Source organism: Corallococcus sp. NCSPR001 (assembly GCF_017309135.1).
Lineage (GTDB): Bacteria > Myxococcota > Myxococcia > Myxococcales > Myxococcaceae > Corallococcus.
Genome location: NZ_JAFIMS010000002.1, coordinates 3,820,168 through 3,845,815, shown reverse-complemented (window position 1 = coordinate 3,845,815; position 25,648 = coordinate 3,820,168). Strand labels below are relative to the sequence as shown.

The following is a 25,648-nucleotide window of genomic DNA, read 5'->3' as shown; positions in this document are numbered from 1 at the left end:
TCTAGACGCCGCCCGCGCCGCTGGCGTTCCCTTCTCCGTTTCAGGTGGCCGCGGGCGCCGCGGGGGCCCGGCGCCGCAGCCCCACCACGTAGACCTCCATGCTGGCGCCGCGCGTCGCTTCGGGACGGACGATCTTCACCTCTTCAAAGTGCTTGCGCACCTCGTCACGGAAGGCCTCGAAGTCGCCGCCCATGAAGACCTTGGCCACGAACGTGGCGCCGGGCCGGCCGCGCGTGGCGGCCACCTCCAGCGCCTTGCCCGCGAGCCGCAGGCTGCGCGCCTCGTCCGTGCCCTTGATGCCGGACGTCTTGGGCGCCATGTCGGAGATGATCGCGTCGTAGGGGCCGTCGTACAGCGCGGCCAGCTTCGCGTCGAAGTCGTCCGCGAGCACGTCCAGCACCGCCGTCGTCACCCACTTCTGGGAGAACGGACGGATGGCCGCGATGTCCACGCCGACGACGCGCCCGTTCATCCCCACCGCGTCCGCCAGAATCTGGAGGAACCCGCCCGGCGCCGCGCCGAGATCCAGCACCGCCGCGCCCTTCTTCACGGACCCGGGGAAGCGCTTGAGGATCTCATCGACCTTGAACGCGGAACGCGCTCGCAGTCCCTCTTGCTTGGCTTTCTGGAAATAGTGGTCTTTAGGACGGTAGGGCTTGCCCATGTCAGAAGCCGTCCCTAGCATCCGCTACTGTCTTCGGAAAGCCGGAGCAGTCGCGGCCTGTTGGCTGGCCGCGCCCACGGACTTCGCCGGAGGGTTGGTGGCATGGGCACCCGGAGCGTGACAGCGGCCTTGTGCATCTCCCTGCTCTTCGCGGGCGGGGCGGCGTTCTGCTACGCACGCGCCGAGGCCCTCCAGGCGGAAGGCCGCTGGCTGATGGCCCGGGGCAGCGCCCAGGCCTCCGACTTCGCCCAGAAGCTGGACGGCACCTCCGTGGACGCCCAGTTGAAGACCTTCAAGGAGCGCCGCGGCGTGATGGAGCAGGCCCACCGCTGGCAGCGGGGCATGCTGCTGGGCATCATGGCCGCCGTCCTGTCCGGCCTGTCCGCCTACGTCCTCTTCCTCCTCAAGCGGCTGGACGACCAGCTCCTGGACGCCACCGGCGAGCTGCGCCGGCCCCAGGAAGCCTCCTCCCTGCCCGCCCCGGCGTTCGCGCCCAGCGTCCAGCGTTAGGCCCGGACTCTGGCAGGATGTCCCCGTCACCGTCTGACGGGGAGGACCGCCATGCCCGGCTGCGCGCACTGCGGACACGCACTCGACATCATCGCGAATCAGGTCGGCCGGAGCGCCACGTGCCCCAGCTGTGAAGAGGACCTGCGCTCGTGCCGCAACTGCCGGCACTTCGACGCGTCCGTGGCCAAGGCCTGCAAGGAGCCCTTCGCGGAGGTGCCCCGCGACAAGGACGAGGCCAACTTCTGCGAGCTCTTCCAGTTGGGTGAAGGCGGCCTGCACGCGAAGGCCTCCCGCGACGCGATGCTCAGCGCCGCGGAGGCCCTCTTCGGCAGGAAGTAGCTAGAAGCCGTACAGCTTGGAGATGATCTCCTTCATCACCTCGGAGGTGCCGCCGCCGATGGTGATGAGCCGCACGTCGCGCCACATCCGCGCGATGGGCGTCTCCTCGATGTAGCCCATGCCGCCGAAGAACTGCTGGCAGTCGTAGGCCACGCGCTGGGCCAGGTCTCCGGCGAACAGCTTCGCCATGGAGATCTCCTTCACCGGGTTCTCCTTCCGGTCGTAGAGGTCCACCGCGTAGTAGTTGAGCCGCCGCGCCGCCTCCACCGCCGTCAGGTGCTCCACGAACTTGTGGCGCCACACCTGGAACTTGATGAGGGGCCGGCCGAACGCCTCGCGCTCGTTGCCGTACTGGAGCGCGTCCTCCAGCATCCGGTCCATGCCGCCCACCGTGGTGATGGCGCCCACCAGGCGCTCACCCTGGAAGTTGGTCATGATGTGGTAGAAGCCCGCGTTCTCCTCGCCCAGCACGTAGCGCGCGGGGATGCGGCAGTCCTCGAAGTAGAGGATGGCCGTGTCCGAGGACAGGTTTCCAATCTTGTCCAGCTTCTTGGAGATGCTGAACCCCTTCACGTCCGTGGGGAACGTCACCAGCGAGATGCCTCCGTAGCCCTGCTCACCGGTGCGCACCGCCAGCGTGATGAAGTCCGCGCGCGTGCCGTTGGTGATCCACATCTTGGAGCCGTTGATGACGTAGTCGTCACCGTCCCGGCGCGCCGTCGTCTTGATGCTCGCCACGTCGGAGCCGCACCCCGGCTCGCTCACGCCCAGCGCCGCGATGCGCTCGCCCTTGAGCGCGGGCTCCAGGAACTCGCGCTTCTGCTCGTCCGTGCCGATCTCATTGATGATGGGCGTGGCCATCTGGCTCTGCACCAGCAGCGCCATGTTCACGCCCGCGTTGCGGCTGCGCGACAGCTCCTCCGCGAACGCCGTCACGTACCAGTAGTCCAGGCCGCTGCCGCCGAACTTCGGGTCGTGGTTGATGCCCAGGAAGCCCAGCTCGCCGCACTTCTTGAACAGCTCCTTGGGGAAGATGCCCGCCCGGTCCCACTCCAGACCGTGGGGCGCCATCTCCTTCTCCACGAAGGCGCGAACCGACCTGCGAAACGCCTCGTGCTCCTCGGTGAACGGGTTGAGCATCGCGAGTCCTTAAGGGGTTGTCCCGCTGTGGGTTGATTCGCGAGTCAATAACAGGCCCCCGCCGTCAGCCACAAGCGACGCCCTGCGTCTCCAGCCCGCCCGACGCCCGCCTTCCTGGTGACGCGGCGCGACGGCAGCGGTGTTGTGAAGAAGTCTGAAGGCCCGGAGAGCAGGCGGCCAACCCCGCGGGATGACTGGAGAGTGGATAGTCCGCACTCCGGAGTATCCTCTTGACAGATAATCGAGCGTCGGTAATTTCTAGCCCACAAAGAATTAGCCGGAGCAGGAGCCAGGGCGGGTGTCCCGCCGGCGACCCGGCAGGAGTTCGGACGCGTGAATCAGCGAATCTTGGCTGCCGTGGTGGCCGTGGCGGTGTCGACGGCGGGGTGCTCGAAGGCGGGCGCGGAGAAGGCGCAGCTTCCGACGCAGCAGGAAGGCTCCAACGCGCTGGGCGTCAAGGCCATCACCCCGGCCACGGAGCTGGAGCAGAACGTGACGCGCGTCACGGGCCAGGTCCGCTCCAAGCAGGAGGCCGTCCTGGGCCCCCAGGCGACGGGCACGCTCGCGAAGGTGAACGTCCGGGTGGGCGACAAGGTGAAGAAGGGCGACGTGCTGGCGCAGCTGGACACGTCCAACGTGGCCATCGCGGTGGACCAGGCGAAGGCGGCCAAGGACATGGCGGAGGCCGCGCTGCAGCTGGCCACCAGCAACCTGGAGCGCACCCGCAAGGTCGCCGAGTCCGGCGGCGTCGCGGCCAACGCGCTGGAGCAGGTGGAGATCGGCCAGAAGCAGGCCGCGGCCCAGGCGGCCCAGGCGGGCGCGGCCTACCGGCTGGCGCTGGAGAACCTGCGCGACCACAGCATCGTGGCGCCCTTCAACGGCATCATCACCGCGCGCACCAAGAACGTGGGTGACTCGGTGGCGATGACGCCCTCCACCCCGGTGTTCTCCATCGTGGACACGGACGGGCTGGAGATCCGGATGATGGTGCCGGAGTCCGTCATCGACACCGTGACGCCGGGCACCGTGACGCCGGGCACCGTGAACCCCAGCGGCATGCGCTTCGAGGCGAAGGTGGCCAACGTGGGCGCCGTCATCGACGCGCAGAGCCGCACCGTGGAGGTGCTGGCGGACGTGACGGGCAAGACGGACCACCCGCTGCGCCCCGGCGCGCTGGTGGAGATGGACTTCTCCAAGGCCGCGGGTGACGCGGGCAACGGCCTGTTCCTGCCGGCGCAGGCCGTCAGCAGCAAGGGCCAGGACGGCTTCGTGTGGGTGGTGCAGGACGGCACCGTGCGCAAGCGCGACGTGCGCGTGCAGCGCGTGCTGCCGGGCTACGTGAAGGTGCTGCAGGGCCTGACGGCGGAGGAGCGCGTGCTCGCCGACGCCTCGCTGGACGTCAAGGAGGGGACCGCCGTGCGCGTCGCGCAGTAGCGGTCCTTCCCCTCCCCTCTTCTTTCCTGGGTACCTGAATGCTCAAGACCTTCATTTCACGGCCCATCTTCACCGCCATGCTGATGCTGGCGGTGGTGGTGTTCGGCCTGTTCGCCTATCCGAAGATCGGCGTGGACCAGTTCCCCGACGTCGACTTCCCCGTCGTCACCGTGACGACCATCCTCCCGGGCGCGGACCCGGAGACCATCGAGAAGAACGTCTCCGACCCGCTGGAGGAGGCGCTCAACACGCTCAACGGCGTGGACACGCTCAAGTCCATCAACGTCGAAAGCGTTTCGCAGATCGTCGTGCAGTTCAAGCTGTCCACCAAGGTGGACATCGCGGCGCAGGACGTGCGCGACCGCGTGCAGGCCACGTTGAGCAAGCTGCCGGACGAGGTGGAGACGCCCGTCGTGGAGAAGTTCGACATCGGCGCGGCCCCCATCATCACGCTGGCGCTCGCGGGCGCCCTGCCGGTGGAGGAGCTGACGCGCGTGGCGGATGACGTCGTGAAGCCGGCCCTCCAGCGCCAGCAGGGCGTGGGCAGCATCGACATCGTCGGTGGCCGTGAGCGGGAGATCCAGCTCGTGGTGGACCCGCAGCGGCTGCGCGGCTTCGGCCTGGCCGTCAGCGACGTCAGCCAGGCGCTCAAGGCCCAGAGCCTGGACGTCCCGGGTGGCCGCAGCATGGACAGCGGCCGTGAGCGCATCGTGCGCCTCACCTCCGAGGCGAAGAGCGTGGAGGACATCCGCAACATCATCATCACCAGCGCGGGCGGCTCGCCCATCCGCGTGCGCGACATCGCGGAGGTGGTGGACGGCCCCGCGGAGCAGCGCTCGGGCGCGAAGAGCGGCGAGCGCAGCGCGGTGGCGCTGGTGGTGCGCAAGCAGTCCGGCTCCAACACCGTGCAGGTGGCGGACCTGGTGAAGGAGTCGCTGGCGGAGATCAACAAGTCGCTGCCCGCGGGCGTCCAGGTGGAGACGGTGACGGACAACTCGCGCTTCATCCGTTCGTCCATCCACGCGGTGCAGGAGGACCTCATCCTGGGCGGCGTGCTCGCCGTCCTCATCGTGTTGGTGTTCCTGCGCAACCTGCGCTCCACCATCGTGGCGGCCATCGCGCTGCCGGTGTCCGTGGTGGGCACGTTCGCGGTGATGGCGGCGCTGGGCTTCACCTTCAACATGATCACGATGCTGGCGCTGACCCTGTCCATCGGTCTGCTCATCGACGACGCCATCGTGGTCATCGAGAACATCGTCCGTCACATGGAAGAGGGCGCCACGCCCATGCAGGCCGCGCTGGAGGGCGCCGGACAGATTGCCCTCGCGGTGCTCGCGGTGACGCTGGCCATCGTGGCGGTGTTCATCCCGGTGGCCTTCATGGACGGCATGATCGGCAAGTTCTTCTACCAGTTCGGCGTCACGGTGGCGGTGGCCACGCTCATCTCCTACGTGGTGTCCATGACGCTCACGCCGATGCTGTCCTCGCGCCTGTTGCGTGAGCACGGCCACCCGACGGGCATCTCCGCCTCCGTGGAGAAGGTGCTGGTGGGCATGGAGAACGGCTACCGGAAGATCCTGGGTGGCATCCTCCGTCACCGCGCGCTGACGATGATCGTCGCGGTGGTGGTGCTCTTCGCGACCTTCGGCCTGGCCCGCTTCCTCAAGTTCACGTTCATCCCGGAGCAGGACAACGGCAACATCAAGCTCACGGTGGAGCTGCCCATCGGGTCCACCATCCAGGAGACCCAGACGCAGCTGGACACCTACGCGGCGCAGGTCCAGGCGCTGCCGGGCATCGCCTCCACGTTCACCACCGCGGGCGGCGGCGTGCAGGAGGAGGTCCACAAGGGCGAGGTCCTCATCAACCTGAAGCCGGTGAGCGAGCGCGCCTTCAAGCAGAGCGAGCTGAAGGCCTACCTGCGCCAGACCCTCAAGGCCCCCCCGGGCATCGTGGTGGCCGTGCAGGACGTGGCCGCGGTGTCGGGCGGTGGCGCGAAGTCGCAGCAGGTGCAGTTCAACCTGCGCGGCGACAACTGGAAGGAGCTGACGGAGTCCGCGGAGAAGATGCGCCAGGCGATGCTCAAGAACCCGGGCCTCACCGACGTGGACATGACGTACCGCTCCGGCAAGCCGCAGTACGACGTGCAGGTGGACCGCGACCGCGCGGCCACGCTGGGCGTGCCGGCCGCGGCCCTGGGCCAGACGCTGCGCGCCTACCTGGGCCGCGACAAGGTGCTGGACTACCGCGAGGGCGGCGAGACGTACGAGGTGAAGCTGCGCCTGCCTCCGGAGACGCTGGCCTCCGCGGACGCGCTCGGTCAGTTGTCCGTGCGCTCCCCCACGGGGCAACTGGTGGAGCTGCGCAACCTGGCCCGCATCGTCCCCGCGGAGGGTCCGGTGCAGATCGACCGGCAGGCGCAGCGGCGGCAGATCACCATGCTGGCGAACCTGAAGGAGGGCTACGCGCTCTCCGACGCCATCACCTACATGCAGGGCTACGCCGCCACGGAGCTGCCCAAGAGCGTCACGGGCGAGCTGGAAGGCAACGCGAAGGAGCTGGGCAAGTCCGTGGCCGCGTTCGGCACGGCGCTGCTCCTGGGCATCATCCTCATCTACATGATCCTCGCGGCGCAGTTCGAAAGCCTCATCCACCCGTTCACGATCATGCTGTCCCTGCCCTTCGCCTTCATCGGGGCCATTGGCGGCCTGCTCATCACCGGCCAGTACATGTCCATGTTCGCCCTCATCGGCGTCATCATGCTCATGGGCCTGGTGGTGAAGAACGGCATCCTCCTGGTGGACTTCACGCTGCAGGTCCGTGAGAAGGGCCGCACGGCGCACGAGGCGCTCCTGGAGGCCGCTCCGGTGCGTCTGCGCCCCATCCTGATGACGACCATCGCGATGATCGCCGGCATGATCCCGGTGGCCATCGCCAAGGGTGACGGCGCGGAGACGCGCGCGCCCATGGCCATCACCATCATCGGCGGCCTCGTCACCTCCACGTTCCTCACGCTGGGCGTGGTGCCGGTGGTGTACTCGCTGCTGGATCAGCTGGCCGCGCGCTTCAAGCGCAACAAGAAGAGCGACCCCGGCTTCGCGGGTGGCTCCGGCACGGCGCACGGTCCGTCCAACCAGGACCGTGAGCGGGAAGCCGCCGCGGCCGCCGCGGCGCGGGTGGAGACGGCCTGATGCGCCGCCCCACCTCCATCACCTCCCCCTCGGAGTCCGAAGTGCGCTCCGAGGGGAAGGACGAGGCCCCCGACGAGAAGGCCGTGATGGAGCGCCTGCTCCAGGAAGGGGACCAGTCCACGCCGGACTCGCGCCGCTTCATGGGGCTCATCCGGGAGCTGGCCCACTTCCGCTCCCTGAGGGACCCGCTGGCGAGCCTCTGCGACGACATGCGGCTGACCCCCACCCAGGTGCACGCGCTCGGGTGGCTGGGCATGGACGGCCCCATCCAGGTGGGCGTGCTGGCGCAGCGCATCGGCATCACCAAGAAGACCATCACCGGCGTGGTGGACCGCCTGGAGGACATGGGCATGGTGGAGCGCGGCCGGGACGCGGAGGACCGCCGCGCCGTCACCGCGAAGCTCACCGAGCGGGGATGTGAAATCTACAAGGTCATCCAGCTGATGACGGACGCGGGCATCCGGCGGTTGATGGGCCTGCTTCCCGAGGATGACCGCGAGGCGCTGTTCGGCATCATCGAGCGGATGCTCGCCCGGATGAAGGCCGGCGCCCCGCCGCGCTGAAGACGGCCCCCAGGTGCGTGGACGGGCGCGGGCTGCGACACTGCCCGCGCCCATGCTCCCCTCCTTCGTGGCCCTGCTCGGGCTTGGCCTGAGCGCCGCTCCCCCGCCCTCCCCTCCTTCCGCGCCCGCGGTGCTCCACGCGCAGTGCCGCGCGCACGCGGCGGATCCCTCCAGTCCCTGGGCGCTCGCGCACGGCATGGACCTGGACGGGAAGGCCTTCCGCGCGCGGGACGGCCGCCCGGCCTCGGACGCCATCGTCGCGGGGTTCCTGCGCCGCGACGCCCCGGACGCGGGGGCCCCGGCCCGCTACTTTTTCGACGCCTTCACCCCGGACGGCACGCCCGTGGAGCCGCACCCGGCGCTCCAGGTGAAGACCCTCCTGCTCGCGGGCTACCCGCGCTCGCATGCGTTCCCCACGGCGTGGGGCAAGGTGACGCTGCGGGAGCTGGTGGGCTCGCTCCAGCATGACTTCCGCCCCGCGCTCGCCGCGTCGCCGGAGGGAGCGTGGGCGCTGGACGCGCTGTCACACGTGCTGGAGCCCGGAGGCTCGTTCGTCAACGGCGCGGGGGAGACGGTGCGCATGGACGCGGTGATGGACACCGCGCTCGCCACGCTGGAGTCCGCGAACGCGGAGCTCGTCCGGGGCATGAAGGCGGGCCTTCCCCAGGTGCCCAAGAACAAGCAGGGCATCTACGCGCACCCGTGTGGCGGGCTCCACTTCTTCCAGGCCGTCGCGGGCTGGGCGCGCTTCCCCTCCGTGCGCAAGGCGTGGGGCCCCAGGCTGGACGCGCAGGTGGACGTGCTGGTGTACCGGCTGGGCTCGGAGGCGAAACAGTACGAGGCCGCGCTCACCGCCGCGCCCGCGTACCGCGTCCCGGTGCTGGTGCAGATGGTGAAGTTCCACGGCCACTTCCTGGAGGCGCTGGGACGCTACCGGGACGAGACGGGCTGGAAGCCCACGCCCGCGCAGGCCCGCGCGGTGGCGGAGGCCAGGGCCGCGCTGGAGCACGCCACGCTCAGGCTGGAGGCCACGGGCGCCTTCCGCGACACGGAGGCGCTGGCCAGGACGCAGCCCCAGCTCGCCCTGGACCTGGTGGGCGATGCGTGCCACGCGGCGCGCGGCTGGGACCTGTGGGCCTCCGCGAAGGCCCGTTGAAACACGGGCTCAGGGCCCGTCCTGACGCTGGCCTCCCGGCTTGAGCTTCAGGAGCCCCGCGGAGAGCGCCGCCTTCCCGGAGGCCATCCACCGGCGGCCCCGCTGCCGCGCGACCATCACCGAGCCCAGCACCAGCCGCTGCGCGCGCATCTGGAGCAGGTCCGCGCGCAGCTCCATGGGCGTCACGGTGCGGATGCGGCCCTGCTCGTAGGCCTCGGTGATGGCGCGACGCTGGAGCTTGCCGCTGCTCGTCTTCTGGAGCTGGCCGTAGCGGATGAAGAGGACGTCCTCTTGCGCGAGCGTCACGCCCACCGTCTCCAGCACCGACTGGCAGACCTGCTTGCGGCTGTGCTCCAGGCGCTCCAGCGCGGACGGGTGGTTCACCTCCGCCAGCACCACCAGGCGCCCCTTCACCTGGATGACGGCGGTGCGGCCCGGGCGGATGAAGGAGAGCCGCTCCACGGCCTGCTCGAAGTCCGCGGAGAAGAAGCTCTGGCCGTTCACCTTGATGCGGTCGTTGATGCGCCCGGTGATGAAGAGTTCGCCCTCCTTCTGGAAGCCCAGGTCGCCCGTGGCGTAGAAGCCGTCCTCGCCGCGCAGGGGCCGGTCGTCCAGGTAGTACGACGGCGCCAGGCTGCCGCCGCGCAGCTCGATTTCTCCCATCTCACCCTCGCCGCACGGGTGGCCGTCCTCCGCGCGCAGCCGCACCTCGAACTCCGTCAGCGGGCGGCCCACGGAGATGGCCGGCTGGCCATTGGGCGCGGTGATGACGCGCACCGTCTGGCGCGGCGGCACGCTCGCGACCATCAGCACCGTCTCCGCCATGCCGTAGCAGGGCATGAACACGTCGCGCTTGAGACCGCACGGGGCGAGGATGTCCAGGAACTGCTCCAGGTTGGGGATGTTGATGGGCTCGCTGCCCAGGTAGATGCTCTGCACGCGCGACAGGTCCAACCGCTTCAGGTCGTCCGCGTCCGCCGACTTGAGCGACTTCAGCGCGTAGTCGATGGCGAAGTTGGGGATGACGGAGCCCATCACCTTCTCGGTGGAGATGAGCTCCAGCCAGCCCAGGGGGTCCATCAGGAATGACGCGGGCTGGGACAACAGCAGATCGTTGCCCACCGTGATGCAGGTGAGCAGCCCGCCGATGAGCCCCATGTCGTGGTAGAGCGGCAGCCAGCTCGTCACCCGGTCCTCGGCCGTGCGGCCGTCGTGCCGGATGATCATCCGCAGGTTCGCGGCCAGGTTCTCGTGGGTGATGGGCACGCCCTTGGGGAACGACGTGGACCCCGACGAGAACTGCACGAACGCCAGCTCCCCGGGCGCCACCTGGCGCAGCGTCACACCGGGACGCTTCGCGCCCGCGGGCTGCAACGGCAGGCGCTCCAGCGGCAGCTCCAGTCCGGACAGGCCAGGCACGTCCAGGATGAGCCGCGCGTCATAGCGCTCGCGGATGCGCGCGAGGAAGTCCCGGTAGGGCCCCTTCGGCGTGCTCAGGATGTACGGCTTCACGGACAGGGGCACCGCGCCCAGCTCCATCAGTCCCAGGAAGGCGAAGATGACGGACGATGAGGTCTCGAAGGGCAGCACCACGCGCGTGCCCGGCCCCACGCCGCGCGCGCGGAAGTGCTCCGCCGCCCCGGCCACGCGAGCAGCGAACTCCCGGTAGGGCACGAACTCCGGCGGCCCGACGAAGTCGTCGTAGAGAAACAGGCCGCGCCGCGGATCCGTCGATTCCAGCCTCTGGATGATGTCGAGCATGCGAAAAGCCTCCCTTCCCCTGCGGGTTCTTCAGTGCGAAGGCGCCACCTGGCGCATCCATGCGAGCACGCGGGGCAACACCTCCGCGCGGGCGCGCTCTCCGCGCACCACGTCGAAGTGGCCCGCGTCCCAGCTCAGCCCCTGCGCGCGCCCCAGGACGAACAGGTCCTTGTGGGCGCTGCCCAGGTGGCTCACCAGCTTCTGCGCGCGCTGCGGTGACGCATGGAACACGTCCGCCGCGCCCACGCCCGCGAACACCGGCAGCGTCACGTTGCCGAGCGCGCTCCAGTAGTCCGTCGCGCCGTCCGCGCTGCGGAACGCGCCCGTGGGCGCCCAGTCCGTGAACTGCCGCATCACGCCCGCCGGTTCGTCCCAGGGCCCCTGCTTCAGCGCCTTCGCCGGGAAGCGCCCCAACACGCCCGCCACCGCGGAGGAGAACCCCAGCTGGAAGCGCTTCTTGAACCCGCCGTCGCTGTAGTCGTTCACCGCCGAGGACAGCGTGCACACGCCGGACAGCGACGCCTGGAGCGAGGGGTCCACCCCCAGGGCCGCCAGCGCCGCGTAGCCCGCCATGCTGTGGGCCAGGAGGAACAGCGGCCCCGTGTGGCGCGCGCGCACCGCCCGCACCAGGTCCGGGATGTCGTGGCGCACGTACGTGTCGAAGCTCCAGTCGTACGCGCGCTTCGCCGGCCAGCGGCTCCGGCCATGGCCGCGCAGGGAAGCGACGTACGCCACGCAGCCCGCGTCCACGAACGTGCGCGCGGCCCCGTCGCCCTGCCCGCCCAGGAAGAAGCGGCCGTCGGAGAACAGCCCCGGCACGAAGAGGATGCCGGGCGCGGAGTCCGGCGTCGTGGACAGGCGCGCGTCCACGACGTGCAGCGCGTGCTCCTGGGACGTGGGCACCCAGAACTCCCGCGACGCGAGCTCCTGCTTCGCGTTCGTGCTCATGGAAGCGGCTCCTCGACAGTGGCCGCCGGCGCGCGCGCGGCGTCCAGGAACTGCTGCAGCGACGCGAGCGACCGGGCCCTCGCGTCCAGGAAGGCCACGCTCACCAGCGCCTCCACCGCCACCGGCCCGTCCGCCGCCAGGAACACGCGCTGACGAAAGCGCGCGCGGTAGTTGAGGCCGTCCGGCTCCAGCTCGTCCGCCGCCGGCGACTCCAGCTCCGTGTGCACCACCACGTCGCCCGGGGGAATCTCCCGGCGGTAGTCCACCTCCACGCGCGACACCACGGCCACCACCGGCCCCCCGCGCGTCAGCCCCTGCCGCTCCAGCCACGCCCAACGGCCGGCCTCCAGGTACTCCAGCGTGGTGGCGTTGTTCACGTGCCCCAGGATGTCCAGGTCATTGGGACGCACGCGCAGCGTGAGCGACGACTCTTCGAAGTGCACGGGGGATGTCCTTCGGCTGCCGGGGGGATGACAGCGATTTTCAGGGGGACGGAGCGCGCGTCACGATGACCACCGTCGAGACGAACCCTCCGCTATGCGACAGCGAGACTGCGACCTGCAGGCCCTCGCGCGCCAGGTGCGCCGCGAGCGTGCCGTGAAACCGGAAGCGCGGCGCGTGCCGGGCGTCGTGGACGAGCTCGGCGTCCGTCCAGAACCAGCCGGCGACCGCGGGCAGCGCCTTGAAGAGGGCCTCCTTCGCGCTGAAGCCCGCCGCCAGGCTCTGCTCCGGGTCCGCCGCGCGCTCGAAGTGGGCGAGCTCCGCGGCGGTGAAGAAGACGTCCGGCTCCCGCAGGGCCCGTGCGGCCTCCAGCTCCGAGACGGCCTGGAGGTCGTGGCCCAGGCCCATCAGCACCCGACGAGGTCCATCCAGGTGTCCTCCACCTCGTCGCGCGAGTTCACCGTGATGCCGGTGATGCGCTTGAGCGCGTGGAAGATGAGCTGCTCCTTCTTGCGCAGCGCGTCCGGAGCGTAGAAGCCCTCGCGGTGCTCCAGCTGATCCCACCAGTTGACGTGGGTGTCGCGAGACTCCACGCGCTCGCGCTTGCTGCCGTGCACCTCGCCGCCGTCGCGCAGGAACAGGTGCGCCACCGCGAACGCCTCCTTCGCCTTGTACGCGCCGCTGTCCACCAGCGCCTTGGCGAAGGCGATGAAGTAGTTCATGTGCTGCACTTCGTCCGCCGCCACCTGCTTGAACAGCGCGCGCAGGCCCGGGTCCTGGACCATCTGCGAGCACTGGCCGTAGTCCACCGCCGCCACCACCTCGGAGATGGACAGCAGCGTGAGCGTGCGCAGCATGTCGTCGTCGGGGAAGACCTTGCGGAACTCGATGAAGGTGGCGTCGGTGATGGGCTCCAGCTTCAACACCGTGGACAGGCGGTTGAACGCCGTCTCGTGGTGCGCCTCCTCCTCGTTCCAGTAGCGGCTCCACGTGCCGCACGCCTGCATGATGGCGGCGACGGTGGGGTTCTTCTGCTCCTGCCACCGGCGGCACTCCAGGTCCGCCAGCCGCTCCAGCCGGTCCGCGCCCGGCTTCGTCGTCAGCTCCGCCCGCCCCGCGTTCCACACCAGGTGCCGGTCGGCTTCACCCACGTGCGTGAAGTCCACCTGGGCGAGCATCTCCACCACGCTCCAGCGCCGCGACTCGTGCAGGCGCTGCTGCTCCCAGGTGATGTCCACCAACGACAGGCCCCGCTGGGTGAGGGCTTCGTACAGCTCCGCCTGGATGGCCGGGCGGCCTTCCTGCGGGAGGACCTTCGAGTGGACGGCGGTCGCTTCTTCGTGCTCGACGCTGCGCGCCAGGACACTCATGCCGACTTCCGCTCCGGGTTCGAGACTTCGCCCATGAACACCGCCAGGACCGAGGACACCGGTGTGTCCAGGGACAGTGCTGGCAGGCGCACCCTGAGTCCAAAATCCTTACGCAGCCCGTTGGACGTGCGGGCAAAGGCTTCCATCAAGTCCACGCTGTTGGTCATGCGCTCCGAGCGTGTAATCAGCGCCGCGAGCGTGAGCTCTTCGGAGAACAACTCTTCTTCCGTGAGACCCACGTTTTCCGCGAACTTCTTCCGGATGTATGACTCGAGCTCCTGCGCGTCGGGCACGGGGGACCTTCCTTCCCAGGGCTTGAAAGTCGATTTCCCAGTCAGAAAACAGGAAAAGACTAACTGTGACTCCAGTGCTGTCAATCAGCAACGGGTCACTTTGGATCCGCGCACGAACCCACCTTCATGGGTTCGTTTCACGCGGTATTCATGCAATCAGGCGCGAGATTTCCTCGGCGGTGAAACCCGCGTCTTCCAGGATGACACGCGAGTGCTGTCCCAGCGTGGGCGGTGGACGCAGTGCGACGTCGCCCATGCGCAGCGGCGTGAGCAGGTGCGTAACGCGGATGCCGCGCTGCGCATCATCCGTCTCCACGAAGAGGCCGCGCGCGCGCAGCTGCGGATCCGCGAGCACCTCGTCGCCTTCCGACACCGGCTCCACGCAGAACTCCGCGCCGGAGAGCTGCTCGCGCCAGTGCGCCAGGGGCTGGCTCGCGAAGACGCGGGTGAGCTCCGCCTTCACGCGCGCGCTGTCCTCGCCGCCCGAGTAGGCGTCGTCCAGCAGCTCCGGGCGGCCCAGCTTCGCGCAGAGCGCGCCGAAGAACTTGGGCTCCAGCGCGCCCACCGCGAGCCAGCGGTCGTCCGCGGTGCGGTACAGGCCATAGCTGGGGTAGCCGCCGTTGAGCGCCTCGCTTCCGCGCGCGAGCGGCGTGCCCTCCTTCCCCATGAAGAGGCGCGAGGCCAGGTGCAGGTGGAGGAACGCCAGCGCGCCGTCCGTCATGGACACATCCACGAAGCGGCCCACGCCCGTGCGCTCGCGCTCGTGCAGCGCGGCCAGGATGCCCACCAGCGCGAAGAGGCTGCCTCCGCCGATGTCCGCCACCTGCACGCCCGGGAACGCGGGCGCGCCACCGGCCTCGCCGCCGTAGCCCAGGAGGCCCGCGCGGGCCACGTAGTTGAGGTCGTGCCCCGCCTTGAGCCGGTCCGGCCCCGTCTGGCCGTAGCCGGAGATGGCGCAGTAGATGAGCCGCGGGTTCTTCTGGCGCAGCACCGCCTCGCCCACGCCCAGCTTGTCCATGACCCCGGGGCGGAAGCTCTCCACCAGCACGTCGTAGCGGGACACGAGCCGCAGGAGCGCGTCACGCCCCTCCGGCGTCTTGAGGTTCAGCGTGAGCGAGCGCTTGTTGCGGTGCAGGCCGTAGTAGAGCGCGCCCTCCCCTTCACGGTGCGGCGGCATGTGGCGGGTGGCGTCCCCCACCTCCGGATCCTCCACGGTGTCCACGGTGGCGCCCAGGTCGGCGAGCACCAGCGTCGCGTACGGGCCGGGCAACAGGCGTGACAGGTCCAGCACCCGCAGGCCGGCGAGGGGGGACGACGACTCAGGCATGGAGGGGGGCTCCAGGGGGAGGTGGAGACATGCGGACGGCGCGTCCCCATCAGGGTGACGCGCCGTCGGTACGACACGATACGCAGAGGCTCAGGCCAGCAGCTTCGCCAGCTTCATCGCGAGGCCCATGTCCATCGGCTTGAACTTGAGCTTGCCCTGCATGGCGGCCATCTGCGGGTTCAGCTTGCCCTCGCGGATCTTCACGAAGTCGTCGTTGCTGACGGAGACCGTCATCTTCGACGCGCCGTTGAGACCCTCGGACACCCAGCCCTCCGACTTGGTGGTGTCCAGCGTCCACTTGCCGCCACCGTCGCCGGAGACGTCGAAGTGGATGATGGCGTTGATGTCCTTCGCCAGCTCCGGCTTCGCCTGAAGCTTCTCGGGAATCTGCCCCTCGATGATGTCCTTCGCGGTCGCCATGACTCGCTCCTTGGTAGTCAGCGTTGATTGGTGAATCAGGCCTGCGCGGACCGTAGTGGCGCCCCACTGCCCCGGTCAAGCACGGCCATGGGCGCCGCGCTCAGACGCGCGACGTGTCCGTCGAGGGGTTGAGGGACTGTCGCACCATCGACAGCAGGTCGTTGAGCTCGAAGGGCTTGGCCAGGTGGCCCATGGCGCCAATGTCCTTCGCCTTGCTGCCGACGTTGCGGTCCGCGCTGAGGACGATGATGGGGATGCCCGCGAAGTCCGGCTTCTGGCGCATGCGCTGGGCGAACTCCCAGCCGTCCATCACCGGCATCATCAGGTCCAGGAGGATGAGGTGCGGAGGGTCCGGCTCCAGGCGCTCCAGGGCCTCCTTGCCGTTGCGGGCACGGCGGATCTCGAAGCCCTCGGCCTCCAGGATCTCCGAGAGGGCCTCCAGGATGTCGGGATCATCGTCCACGACGAGCACCACGGGTGCATCAGCATGCTGTGCGTTGAGCGAGGTCAGACGTGTCTCCTCGATGCCGCTTCCGGGGGTCGATCTTCCACCATCACTGGCCCCCCGGGTGCAAGAAATCAAGGGCCCCGAGGACGGAGCCGGAGCCCGTTGCAAAACCGACAGTCACTGCCCACCCTTCCGTTGATTCGAGGCAAGGCCAGGGGAGGTCCGCGTGACGTGGATGGGGGAGACGCCTGGAGGCAACGAAACCGCGCCGGGGCTCGCGCTGCTGCCCCGTCAGGGGACACCCCGCCTGCTCGGTCCCCTGCTCCTGGATTACCTGGGGCTGGAGGCCCTGCCCCCCATGCCGGCCGTGACGGGCATCGACGGGCTGATGGCCGCCGCGGGGTTCGGCCGCAGGAGCGGCGAGCGCAACCTGTGGGAGCGCCAGGACCGCGTCCTCCTGGTGGGCGAGGAGCCCCTGGAGGACGGCGGACGCCTGGTCTGGGCGCTGCCGGTGCCCTGGAGCCCGGATCCGGCTTCACCCCGGGTGCCCCAGGCTTCACCGTCGGGCGAGCGCGTGGAGGACCGCGTGCGCTTCCTGTCGCTCGCGTCGCATGACTTGCGCGGGTCGCTGGCCAACATCCGCTCGTACGCGGCGCTGCTGCTCAACGGGCGCATCCCGCTGGAGCCCAAGGCGCAGCGCGGGCTGGAGACCATCCTGCGCAACGCGGACCGGGCGCTCTCCTTCGCCCAGGACTTCTTCGACTCCAGCCGCGCGGACCTGGGCGCGCTGGCGTGTGAGCGCGAGCGCCAGCAGCTCCTGCCCATCCTGGACGCGGCCGTGGAGCGCACGCGGGCCGCGGCGTCCGCCGCCAACGTGGGGCTGGTGCTGGACCCGCTGCCGGACCTGCCCGAGGTGACGGTGGACGCGGGCCGCATCCAGCACGCGGTGGAGGCCTTCGTGCACCACCTGCTGGCCCGCGCGCAGCCGGGGGAAGCGCTGCACGTGCGCGCCGAGCGCCTGGGTCACCAGGTGCGGGTGGAGGTGCGCCGCGAGGGCGCGGCCGTTCCGGAAGAGGACGTCGACGCTGTCTTCCAGTGCGAGGCGCGGGCCTTCCGCGAGCGCAAGCTGGAGGATCCGCTGCGCGTCTTCCTGGCCCGGCAGGAGGTGGAGGCCCACGGCGGCCAGGTGGGCGCCCAGGCGGACCCGGGCGGCACCACCCTCTTCCTCACGTTGCCCTTATCGCTGCCAGAGGAACTCGGGCATCCAGCGGGCTGGCAGGCATGAGCCCCGGCCGCCGGAGTTGCTAGCGCGACCCACCTCCCACCGGTATGCTCCCCCGCGCATTTCGTGAGGAGCGAAGCCATGGGATTGAAGCTTCCTGAGATTCTTCTGATTTTCGCGGCGCTGCTGCTGCTGTTCGGCGGCTCGCGGTTGCCGCAGCTCGGCTCGTCCCTGGGCAGCGCGCTCCGCAACTTCAAGCGCGGCTTCTCCAGCGACGACGACAAGGACGACGCTTCCGACAAGAAGCCCGGCACGCTGTCCGCGTCCACCACCGTGGACAAGGACGTCGCCGCGAAGTCGCCCAGCTCCCACGCCTGAGCGCGGGTCCGTCCGGGTGGGCCCGGGAAGGCCCCGCCCCTGACGTCAAATCATCGCTGAACGTTCACCCGTGACGCCCGTACCCTGCTCGCTCGAAAGCGGCCAGGGACGGGCGTCGGGCTTTGGTGCGTCAGTCCATGACCTTGGCGCCTTCGTACATGGCGTCGATGGTCTTGATGTACTTCTGGCTGGCGACCTTGCGCTTCACCTTGAGGGTGGGCGTGAGCTCACCGGACTCCTGCGTGAAGTCGGCGTCCATGACGGCGATCTTCTTGATGCTGGAGTACGGGGGGATCTCCGCGTTCACCTTCTTGATGATCTCCTCGACGGCCGCCTTGATCTCCGGCCGCTGGGAGTTCTGCGCGTAGGTGCCCACCGCGATGCCCTTGTCCTCCAGCAGCTTGCGCGCCGGATCCTCGGAGACGGTGATCAGCGCCACCAGGAACGGGCGCTTGTCGCCGTACACCATGGCCTGGCTGATGAGCGGGAAGGTCTTGAGCGTGTTCTCGATGTTCTGCGGCGCCACGTTCTTGCCGCCCGCAGTGACGATGATGTCCTTCTTGCGGTCGGTGATGCGCAGGTAGTTGTCGGAGTCCACCTCGCCGATGTCGCCGGTGTGGAACCAGCCGTCCGGCTCCAGCACCTCCGCGGTGGCGGCGGGGTTCTTGTAGTAGCCCTTCATCACGCAGGGGCCACGCACCAGGATTTCGCCGTCCGCGGCGATCTTGATCTCCGTGCCCGGGACCGGCGGGCCCACGGTGCCGATCTTGATCTTCTCCACCCGGTTGGCGTTGCACGGGGCGCTCGTCTCCGTGAGGCCGTAGCCCTCCAGCACCTTGAGGTCGAGCAGGTCGAAGAAGTAGGCGATCTTCCGGGACAGCGGCGCGCCGCCGGAGATGAAGATGCGCATGTTGCCGCCCAGCTTCTCGTCCAGGGTCTTGCGCACCTTGGAGAAGACGAGCTTCTTGGCCAGGCTGAACTGGAGCGAGTTGTACTCGCGGCCCTGGCCCTTGGCCTCGGCGTACTCGTCGAACAGGCCGAAGGCCCACTTGAAGAGCTTGCCCTTCACGCCGGGCGCGGCGGAGCCGTTGGCCACGACGTTGTTGTAGACCTTCTCGAACACGCGCGGCACGGACGGCAGCACCGTGGGGCGCGTCTCCGCCAGGTTCGCGAGCAGCTTGTCCACCGACTCCGCGATGATCAGCCGGAAGCCCATGGACAGCCACGCGGCCTTCACCACCTGGGCGAACACGTGCGCCAGGGGCAGGAAGAGCATGACGGAGTCCTCCGGCTTCATCATGCCCATGGCCTGGGTGGCCTTCGCTTCGTAGGCCCAGTTGCCGTGGGTGAGGATGACGCCCTTGGGGTCGCCCGTGGTGCCGGAGGTGTAGACGAGCAGGTTGGTGTCGTCCGACTTCACCTGGGAGACGCGCTCGGTGAACGCGGACTCGGCGGCCTGGGGGATGCCCTTGCCGGAGGCCACCAGGTCCGCGAGCGACATCTCCTTGTCGCCGGAGATGGGGCCCTCGAAGACGATGATCTTCTCCAGCGTGGGGATGTCCCCCAGCTTGGAGCGCACGCGCGACAGGCGGCCCGCCTGCTTGGCGTCCTTCTCGTCATTGTCGACGAGCAGCAGCTTCGTCTCCGAGTGGTTCAGGACGTAGCGGCACTCATCCGGCGTGTTGGAGCCGTAGATGGGCACCGTGATGGCCTGGGCCGCGCTGATGGCCAGGTCCGCGATGATCCACTGCAGGCTGGTGTTGGCGAAGATGGCGACCCGGTCCCCGGGCTGGACGCCCTGGGCGATGAGGCCCGCCGCCTGCGCCTTCACGTCCTCCAGCACCTGCGCGAACGTGACGTCCTGCCAGCGCCCGTCCTTCTTGTGCGTCACGCCTACCTTGGAGGCGTTCTGGGCCCGCTGAACGAGCAACTGGACGAGGTTCTGCTCCTGCGTCCCGCCCGCCGCGGGAGCCGTCGTGACCTGACTCTCTGCCCTCACTTGAGCTCCTCCTGGATGTCGGCATCCACCTTCTTGGCCCACTGCTGCACACGCTGCCCCTCAGCGGGGTTGTACGCGGTGCTTCCCTGCTTGACCTTCTCGATGGCCGCGCTCGCGTCCTTGGCCTTGCCGTCCTTCAGCAACGTCTCGGCCAGGTAGTAGTGCGCGCGCAGCGACTGCGGAAACTTGGCGATGGCCTTCTGGTAGTACTCGGCGGACTTGCCCAGGTCCCGCTTGGGCCAGGGCAGCTCATAGAAGTAACGCCCCTTCACGACCCAGGGACCGCCGTACTCGTACGTGGCGTCGAGCTTCAGCGCGGTGTCCAGGCGCTCGTTGAACTTGCCCTCCAGACCGTCGCCCAGCGCCTTCATGATGCCCACGGCCTGAGAGTAGGAGCCGATGCCGCAGGCGGCGAAGTAGTAGCCCTCCACGCGCGCCGGCTGGAGCTTCGCGGCCAGGTCGCCGGCCTCCCAGGTCTGCTTGCCCAGGACCATCTTGAGCTTCTTCTCCGAGGCGCCGTCCGCCTGCCACTGGAGGATGCGCGCCTTGCGCCACGCCAGGTCGAAGTCGTCCGGCGCGGCCTTCAGCGCCTCGGACACCTGCTTGTCCAGCGCCTTCACGGACTCCGCGTCATTGCGCTTCGCGTACAACGCGTCAAGTTGGTCGAGCAGCGCGGGATCCGCGGCGTGTGCCGGGATGGCCCAAAGCACCCAAAGGGCAAGCAATTTCAAGCGCATCGAAAAGCCTTAGCACGCACGCTCGCCTACCATCAACCGAACGTACCAGACGCAGCGCGGCAAAAACGAAGACGGGACCGGCAAGGTGCGAACACCCCGCTAGGTCCCGTCGGCGATGCAACAGACGCTGCCTTCCGGCTTGCCGCTTCAGGCCGCGTCGGCCGTGGCGGTGTGCTCCTCGTTCTCGTTGAACGCGATGAGGTAGCGCTCCAGGAAGTTCTTCGTCTTCAGCTCCACCTGGCGCACGCGCTCGCGCGACACGCCCCAGCGCTGGCCCAGCTCCTCCAGCGTCAGCGGCTTGTCCTGCGTGAGGCGCTCCTGGAGGATGTCCCAGCCCAGGTCGCCAATGCGCTTGCGCACCTTGGCGAGCGCGTCCTGGATTTCGGTGTCCTGCTCGCGGGAGAGGAACAACTCCTGCGGGGAGGGACCGCCGTCCTCCAGCCGGTCGAGGAAGGTCGTCTCGCCCTCCTCGTCGATGGTGGCGTCCAGCGAGAAGTCCACCATGCTGCCGCGCTCCGCCTCGCCGCCGCGCACCTGGCTGCGGTTGTCCTTCAGGTAGCGGGTGATGTAGGCGCGGATCCACCACACGGCATAGGTGGCGAAGCGCACGTTCTTCTTCGGGTCGAAGTGCTCGATGGCCTTCATGAGGCCGACGTTGCCTTCCTGGATGAGGTCGTCCAGGCGGGCCCCGCGGTTGGCGAACTTCTTCGCCACGGCGACCACGAAAGCGAGGTTGGAGCTGGCGAGCGTCTGTCGGGCGCTCTCGTCACCCTTGCGGGCCTGGCGGGCCAGCTCGTACTCCTGTTCACGCGTGAGCTGCTGGTGCCCGCCCAGGTGACGCAGGTAATGCGAAAGGCCCTCTGCCGCGTACTTCGTCGAGTTGGCCATGATTTCCCGTCCTTCCGTTCGTAACTGCCGGACGCGATGAATCCCCCGACGAACCGCGTCCATCTGTCACTAGGACGCGCAACGGCGGAAAGGGTTTCTCATTCCTTCCAAGAAGGGCATTTCCCCCTCTTACCCTTGTCAAAAGCCCATCACGCGCTCGCACTTCCGGGCGCTTGGAAGGGCACGACGCGACGGGTGGGACAGCACCTACGTTTCCGGTCACGAAGTCTTCAACGCTTGAGCGCGGGGAAGATTTTCTCGGGATTGAGCAGACCTGATGGATCGAAAAAGGCCTTCAGGCGGCGCTGCAGTTCCAGCAGCGCGGGCGCCTGCTCCAGCGCCAGATATTCCCGCTTCGCGTGCCCCACGCCGTGCTCACCGGTGATGGTGCCCCCCAACTCCACGGTGAGCACCAGCATGCGGCGCAGCGCCTCGTCCACGAGGGGGCGCTGGCTGGGACCTTCGTACAGGATGTTGGCGTGCAGGTTGCCGTCGCCCGCGTGGCCATACGTGGCCACGGTGAGCCCCAGCTCCTCGCCCATCTTCTTCAACCGCTCGATGATCTCGGGAATTTTCGAGCGGGGTACCACGATGTCCTCGGAAATCTTGGCGGGCTTGAGCGCGCGCAGCGCCGGGGAGATCACCCGCCGCGCCGCCCAGAGCTTCTCGCGCTGGCTGTCGTCCTGGGCCACCAGGGTCTGGGTGGCCCCGTGCTGGGTGCAGATGTCCCCCAACAGTTGGAGCTCCGCGAGGACACCTTCGGAGGTGTTGCCGTCGACCTCGGCGATGAGCGCGGCGCCCGCGTCCGGGGGGAACTGGAAGCTGCCCCGGTGCACGATGGCCTGGACGGCGACCTCGTCGATGAGCTCCAGGCAGCGCGGCAGGATGCCGGCGGCGAGCACCGCGGAGACGCCCTTCGCCGCGTCCAGCACGGACGGGAACACCACCAGCGCGGTCATCACCTGGCGCGGCAGCGGGATCAGCTGCACCGTGATTTCGGTGGCCACGCCGAGCGTGCCCTCGGAGCCCACGAAGAGCCCCACCAGGTCATAGCCGGCCACGCCCTTGATGGTGCGCCGGCCCACGCGCAGCACCTCGCCGTCCGGCATCACCCACTCCAGGCCGATGACGTAGTCGCGCGTGACGCCGTACTTCAGGGCGCGCGGGCCGCCGGCGTTCTCCGCCACGTTGCCGCCCAGCGTGCAGAACTCCCAGGAGTTCGGATCCGGTGGATAGAAGAGGCCCTGCGCCTCCACGGCCTTCATCAGGTCGCCCGTCACCACGCCGGGCTCCACCACCGCGGTGAGGTCTTCCTTGGAGATGGAGCGGATGCGGTTCATGCGCTCCAGGCTCACCGCCATGCCGCCCTTCAGGGGCAGCGAGCCGCCGCTCTTGCCGCTGCGCGCGCCGCAGGGGGTGAAGGGCACGCCGTGCGCCTGGCACGCCTTGAAGATGGCGGACACCTGCGCGGTGGTCTCCGGCAGCAGGACGGCGTCCGGCCGGTACACGCCGCTGTCGGACTCGTCGCGCGCGTAGGCCTCCAGCGTGGCCTCGTCGCGCTTCACCTGCCCCTGGGACAGCACCTCCGCCAGGGCCTCCAGCACCTTCGCCACGAGCTCGGGCGCCACCCGCTCGAAGGTCTGGGCGGCGGGGTTCATCGGCCCGCCCCCGTGCGAGCCCCCAGCCGGGCCCACAGCTCTCGGCGCAGGGGGCCGTCGCGGCGCAGGCGTCCTTCATAGGCCTCCGCGTGGGTGACGGCGTCACGCTGATGGTCGGCCCGCAGCCGCAGGCACGCCTGCTCCGCCTCCAGGATGCAGGCGGTGGCGGGGCTGCCGAGCACGCGGGCGAGCGAGCGCGCCACCTGCCGGGCCAGGTCCTCCTGGAGGATGAGCCGGTGCGCGAAGAGGTCCACCAGCGCGCCGATGCGCCCGAAGCCCACCACGCGCGAACCCGGCACGTAGGCCACGTGGGCGCGGCCGGTGAACGGCAGCAGGTGGTGCGGGCACATGGAGTGGAAGCGCAGGTCCGTCACCACGACCAGCTCGCCGGAGGAGTCCGCGGGCGCGGGGTAGGTCTTCCCGAGCGCCTCCTCGGGCGTGCGGCCGTAGCCGTCAAGGAAGCCGTTCGCCCACACGTCGGCCACGCGCGTGGGCGTGTCCACCAGGTTCACGTCCTGGAGGTCGAGGCCGGCGGCAGTGAGGAAGTCGCGGACCGCCCGGGCCATGCCGGCGGGGTCGGGGCGCACGGCGCGAGGGGCCGGGGCCTTGGCGGCGGGGGCGCGGCGACGGGAACGGGAGGGAGGCACGGGCGGCGGAGCTCCTGGCGCGAGGGGCGTGACGGTGGCGCGCGCCCAACCTAACCGATGCGGCCAGGAGGGACGTCCGGAATGAAAACAACGTTCCCTTGTCGTCGTGTTTCTGCGGCGCGCCAGGTTGAATCGCCGCACCGCTCCCGCCGTCCATGCCCGGGAGCCCCGGGAGACGCATGCACCCTGCCTGCCTTGACACTCCCGGGGGCCGACAGTAAGCCAGCCGGGACCCTCTGATGCTCTCGCGCGCCCACACCCTTGCCCGCCTCACCGCGATGCTGCTCGTCGCGCTCTGGGGTGCCCAGCCGCTGGGTCTGGCGCTGCACGTGGAGCAGCACGCGCACCGGTTCTGTCCGCAGCACCAGACGTTCGAAGAGGATGCGCGGCGCGCGAACCCCGCGCTGTCCCGCTTCACCGAGCGCGCCCCCGTCGTCGCCTCCGTCCCGCCCGCCGTGGCGGACGCGACGGGCCTCAACCACGAGACGTGCCCGCTGCTCACGGCCGCCCCGCAGGTGGGGGCCCTCCCGGGCGCGGACGTCACGCCCGCTTCGGCGTGCGTGGAGAGCGACCACCCGGCCACCGCGCCCCCCCGCTCCTTCGCGCCGCTCGCCGTCCTCGACACCGCGCCCAAGGCCTCGCCTCCGACGCACGCGTAGTTCCGCGTGTCGTGTCGTGAAGCAGGTCATCAGGTCGACAGCTCGTCGCGGGGCGTGCATGCGCATGCTCCACGGCCGGCCGGTTCCGAGGAGCAAACATCCGTGTCCCCCCTTCCGCGCAGGAATCCCCGCGCCCTCGCCGTCGTGCTCGCCGCTCAGCTGTCCGCGAGCGCCGCGTGGGCCCAGCAGTCATCGCCCCCCGCTACCGAGTCCCCGCCCGCTTCGGAGGACACTCCGGCGCTGAGCCCGGAGGAGATGGAGGAGATTGAGAAGGCGCTGGGCACGGACACGAGCACACGCGCGCGTCCGTCCGGCGACACGTCTCCGGTGTCCCCCACCGCGACGAACGACTCCGGCGTGACGCCGCTCAAGCTGCCCAACGCCATCTCCGGCGGCACCAACTTCCTCAACCTGAGCTTCATCCTGGACATGGCCCTGGCGGCCTTCTCCAACAAGGAGCCGCTGCAGGGCGGCGCGCACGACCCGACGAAGAACGGCTTCAACCTCCAGCAGTTGGAGCTGTCCATCGGCTCCGTGGTGGACCCGTACTTCCGCTTCGACAGCAACCTCGTCTTCAGCCAGTTCGGCGTGGAGATTGAAGAGGCGTACGTCACCACGTTGGACCTGCCCGCCAACCTCCAGGTGCGCGCGGGCCAGTTCCTCACCCGCTTCGGCCGGATCAACGCCACGCACCCGCACGCGTGGGACTTCGTGGATCAGCCCTTCATCATGAGCCGCTACTTCGGCGCGGAGGGCAACCGCGGCCTGGGCGTGGAGGGCTCATGGCTCACGCCGCTGCCCTGGTACGTGGAGGTGATTGGCAGCGCCACCGACGCCACGGGCGAGGCCACCGCGCGCAGCTTCTTCGGCGCCTCCGCGGAGCGCGTGCTGTCACCGCTGGACTTCCAGCTCACCGGCGCGGTGAAGCAGTTCTTCCCGCTGTCGGACGACCTGTCGCTGCTCTGGGGCCTGTCCGCCGCGACGGGCCCCAACCCCACGGGCTACCGTAACTACACCAGCATCTACGGCACGGACGTGTACCTGAAGTTCCGGCCCATCACGTCGCAGAGCTCGCAGCAGCTGGTGCTCCAGGCGGAGGTGCTCTACCGCCGCCGGCAGGTGCCGGAGGACGTGCTGTCCGACTGGGGCGGCTACGCGCAGACGGTGTGGCGCTTCTCCAACCGCTGGGCCACGGGCCTGCGCTACGAGTTCGGCTCGGCGGCGAAGACGCTGGAGGGCCGCGTGGCGAATGATCCGCTCGACCCCGAATGGATCTCCGACCGCCAGCGCATCACCGCGGAGGTGACGTTCTGGCCCACCGAATTCTCCCGCCTGCGCCTGCAGGCCGCCACGGACCGGGTGGGCTGGCGCGAATCGCCGGACTACTCGGCCTTCCTCGCCCTTGAAGTCGTGACCGGCGCCCACGGTGCCCATGCGTTCTGACCCCTTCTTCTG

Annotated in this window: 26 protein-coding genes; 10 read left to right on the top strand and 16 right to left on the bottom strand. The window is 69.4% G+C overall.

The features are described 5' to 3' along the window. Positions 1-40 precede the first annotated feature (40 nt). Positions 41-685, bottom strand: coding sequence for an RlmE family RNA methyltransferase (locus JYJ93_RS17650; RefSeq protein WP_206792801.1), 645 nt, complete (start codon positions 683-685; stop codon positions 41-43). Between the two features lie 81 nt (positions 686-766). On the opposite strand from JYJ93_RS17650, the gene JYJ93_RS17645 reads away from it, so the two are divergent. Together JYJ93_RS17645 and JYJ93_RS17640 are read left to right on the top strand one after the other, a co-directional pair. After that, on the top strand, positions 767-1,174 hold the full coding sequence (locus JYJ93_RS17645; RefSeq protein ID WP_014397878.1) for a hypothetical protein: 408 nt from the start codon (positions 767-769) through the stop codon (positions 1,172-1,174). Positions 1,175-1,225: 51 nt separating this feature from the next. Beyond that, positions 1,226-1,513, top strand: a complete 288-nt coding sequence (locus tag JYJ93_RS17640; protein WP_206792799.1) for a hypothetical protein — start codon at positions 1,226-1,228, stop codon at positions 1,511-1,513. On the opposite strand, the gene JYJ93_RS17635 is transcribed toward JYJ93_RS17640, so the two are convergent. After that, positions 1,514-2,653, bottom strand: coding sequence for an acyl-CoA dehydrogenase family protein (locus tag JYJ93_RS17635; RefSeq protein ID WP_206792798.1), 1,140 nt, complete (start codon positions 2,651-2,653; stop codon positions 1,514-1,516). Between the two features lie 333 nt (positions 2,654-2,986). Between JYJ93_RS17635 and JYJ93_RS17630 the strand changes: the two genes are divergently transcribed. The 4 genes from JYJ93_RS17630 to JYJ93_RS17615 are packed head-to-tail and all read left to right on the top strand — an operon-like array spanning position 2,987 to position 8,997. Beyond that, on the top strand, positions 2,987-4,087 hold the full coding sequence (locus JYJ93_RS17630; protein WP_206792796.1) for an efflux RND transporter periplasmic adaptor subunit: 1,101 nt from the start codon (positions 2,987-2,989) through the stop codon (positions 4,085-4,087). Between the two features lie 38 nt (positions 4,088-4,125). Next, positions 4,126-7,278, top strand: a complete 3,153-nt coding sequence (locus JYJ93_RS17625) for an efflux RND transporter permease subunit (RefSeq protein WP_206792794.1) — start codon at positions 4,126-4,128, stop codon at positions 7,276-7,278. Continuing rightward, the gene (locus JYJ93_RS17620; protein WP_206792792.1) at positions 7,278-7,841 is read left to right on the top strand and encodes a MarR family winged helix-turn-helix transcriptional regulator; all 564 of its coding nucleotides are present in this window, start codon (positions 7,278-7,280) and stop codon (positions 7,839-7,841) included. Before JYJ93_RS17625 ends, JYJ93_RS17620 begins: the two co-directional genes overlap by 1 nt. A gap of 52 nt (positions 7,842-7,893) precedes the next feature. Then, positions 7,894-8,997: a hypothetical protein gene (locus JYJ93_RS17615; RefSeq protein WP_242543844.1), complete on the top strand. Its 1,104-nt coding sequence runs from the start codon at positions 7,894-7,896 to the stop codon at positions 8,995-8,997. A gap of 9 nt (positions 8,998-9,006) precedes the next feature. On the opposite strand, the gene JYJ93_RS17610 is transcribed toward JYJ93_RS17615, so the two are convergent. The 9 genes from JYJ93_RS17610 to JYJ93_RS17570 all read right to left on the bottom strand — a co-directional run bounded on the left by JYJ93_RS17610 (position 9,007) and on the right by JYJ93_RS17570 (position 16,032). Then, on the bottom strand, positions 9,007-10,758 hold the full coding sequence (locus JYJ93_RS17610) for an AMP-binding protein (RefSeq protein ID WP_206792790.1): 1,752 nt from the start codon (positions 10,756-10,758) through the stop codon (positions 9,007-9,009). A 30-nt stretch (positions 10,759-10,788) separates the two neighbouring features. Next, complete coding sequence (locus tag JYJ93_RS17605; RefSeq protein ID WP_206792788.1) at positions 10,789-11,706, bottom strand: alpha/beta fold hydrolase; 918 nt, start codon at positions 11,704-11,706, stop codon at positions 10,789-10,791. Further along, entirely contained in the window at positions 11,703-12,149 is a 447-nt protein-coding gene (locus JYJ93_RS17600) for an acyl-CoA thioesterase (RefSeq protein ID WP_206792787.1), read from the bottom strand. The genes JYJ93_RS17605 and JYJ93_RS17600 overlap by 4 nt, the downstream gene beginning before the upstream one ends. A 40-nt stretch (positions 12,150-12,189) precedes the next feature. Then, a complete protein-coding gene (locus JYJ93_RS17595; protein ID WP_242544494.1) occupies positions 12,190-12,555 on the bottom strand; it encodes a 4'-phosphopantetheinyl transferase superfamily protein in 366 nt (121 codons plus the stop codon). Further along, positions 12,555-13,517: a ferritin-like domain-containing protein gene (locus JYJ93_RS17590; RefSeq protein ID WP_206792784.1), complete on the bottom strand. Its 963-nt coding sequence runs from the start codon at positions 13,515-13,517 to the stop codon at positions 12,555-12,557. The genes JYJ93_RS17595 and JYJ93_RS17590 overlap by 1 nt, the downstream gene beginning before the upstream one ends. After that, positions 13,514-13,810, bottom strand: a complete 297-nt coding sequence (locus tag JYJ93_RS17585) for a hypothetical protein (RefSeq protein ID WP_206792782.1) — start codon at positions 13,808-13,810, stop codon at positions 13,514-13,516. The genes JYJ93_RS17590 and JYJ93_RS17585 overlap by 4 nt, the downstream gene beginning before the upstream one ends. Positions 13,811-13,958: 148 nt before the next feature. Next, positions 13,959-15,137, bottom strand: a complete 1,179-nt coding sequence (locus JYJ93_RS17580) for a CaiB/BaiF CoA-transferase family protein (protein WP_206792780.1) — start codon at positions 15,135-15,137, stop codon at positions 13,959-13,961. Positions 15,138-15,227: 90 nt separating this feature from the next. Then, positions 15,228-15,557: an SCP2 sterol-binding domain-containing protein gene (locus JYJ93_RS17575; RefSeq protein WP_206792778.1), complete on the bottom strand. Its 330-nt coding sequence runs from the start codon at positions 15,555-15,557 to the stop codon at positions 15,228-15,230. A gap of 100 nt (positions 15,558-15,657) precedes the next feature. Next, positions 15,658-16,032 (bottom strand): response regulator, encoded by a 375-nt coding sequence (locus JYJ93_RS17570; protein WP_206792776.1) that lies wholly within the window; start codon positions 16,030-16,032, stop codon positions 15,658-15,660. 208 nt (positions 16,033-16,240) lie between these two features. Here JYJ93_RS17570 and JYJ93_RS17565 point away from each other — a divergent pair, with 208 nt between their 5' ends. Next, positions 16,241-17,290, top strand: coding sequence for a HAMP domain-containing sensor histidine kinase (locus JYJ93_RS17565; RefSeq protein WP_206800348.1), 1,050 nt, complete (start codon positions 16,241-16,243; stop codon positions 17,288-17,290). A gap of 78 nt (positions 17,291-17,368) precedes the next feature. Next, positions 17,369-17,605 (top strand): twin-arginine translocase TatA/TatE family subunit, encoded by a 237-nt coding sequence (locus JYJ93_RS17560; protein ID WP_206792774.1) that lies wholly within the window; start codon positions 17,369-17,371, stop codon positions 17,603-17,605. 130 nt (positions 17,606-17,735) lie between these two features. On the opposite strand, the gene JYJ93_RS17555 is transcribed toward JYJ93_RS17560, so the two are convergent. The 5 genes from JYJ93_RS17555 to folE all read right to left on the bottom strand — a co-directional run bounded on the left by JYJ93_RS17555 (position 17,736) and on the right by folE (position 23,453). Continuing rightward, positions 17,736-19,604, bottom strand: a complete 1,869-nt coding sequence (locus JYJ93_RS17555; RefSeq protein ID WP_206792772.1) for an AMP-dependent synthetase/ligase — start codon at positions 19,602-19,604, stop codon at positions 17,736-17,738. Next, positions 19,601-20,341 carry a tetratricopeptide repeat protein gene (locus JYJ93_RS17550; RefSeq protein ID WP_206792770.1) on the bottom strand — a complete coding sequence of 247 codons (741 nt, stop codon included), beginning with the start codon at positions 20,339-20,341 and terminating at the stop codon, positions 19,601-19,603. Before JYJ93_RS17550 ends, JYJ93_RS17555 begins: the two co-directional genes overlap by 4 nt. 147 nt (positions 20,342-20,488) lie before the next feature. Continuing rightward, complete coding sequence (locus JYJ93_RS17545; protein ID WP_206792768.1) at positions 20,489-21,229, bottom strand: sigma-70 family RNA polymerase sigma factor; 741 nt, start codon at positions 21,227-21,229, stop codon at positions 20,489-20,491. A 230-nt stretch (positions 21,230-21,459) separates the two neighbouring features. Next, the gene (locus tag JYJ93_RS17540; protein ID WP_206792766.1) at positions 21,460-22,887 is read right to left on the bottom strand and encodes an FAD-linked oxidase C-terminal domain-containing protein; all 1,428 of its coding nucleotides are present in this window, start codon (positions 22,885-22,887) and stop codon (positions 21,460-21,462) included. Then, positions 22,884-23,453, bottom strand: a complete 570-nt coding sequence (gene folE / locus JYJ93_RS17535; protein ID WP_043321844.1) for a GTP cyclohydrolase I — start codon at positions 23,451-23,453, stop codon at positions 22,884-22,886. The genes JYJ93_RS17540 and folE overlap by 4 nt, the downstream gene beginning before the upstream one ends. A gap of 320 nt (positions 23,454-23,773) precedes the next feature. Here folE and JYJ93_RS17530 point away from each other — a divergent pair, with 320 nt between their 5' ends. Continuing rightward, positions 23,774-24,193, top strand: coding sequence for a hypothetical protein (locus JYJ93_RS17530; RefSeq protein ID WP_206792764.1), 420 nt, complete (start codon positions 23,774-23,776; stop codon positions 24,191-24,193). 102 nt (positions 24,194-24,295) lie between these two features. Further along, complete coding sequence (locus tag JYJ93_RS17525) at positions 24,296-25,636, top strand: zinc-regulated TonB-dependent outer membrane receptor (protein ID WP_206792763.1); 1,341 nt, start codon at positions 24,296-24,298, stop codon at positions 25,634-25,636. Positions 25,637-25,648: the final 12 nt, after the last annotated feature.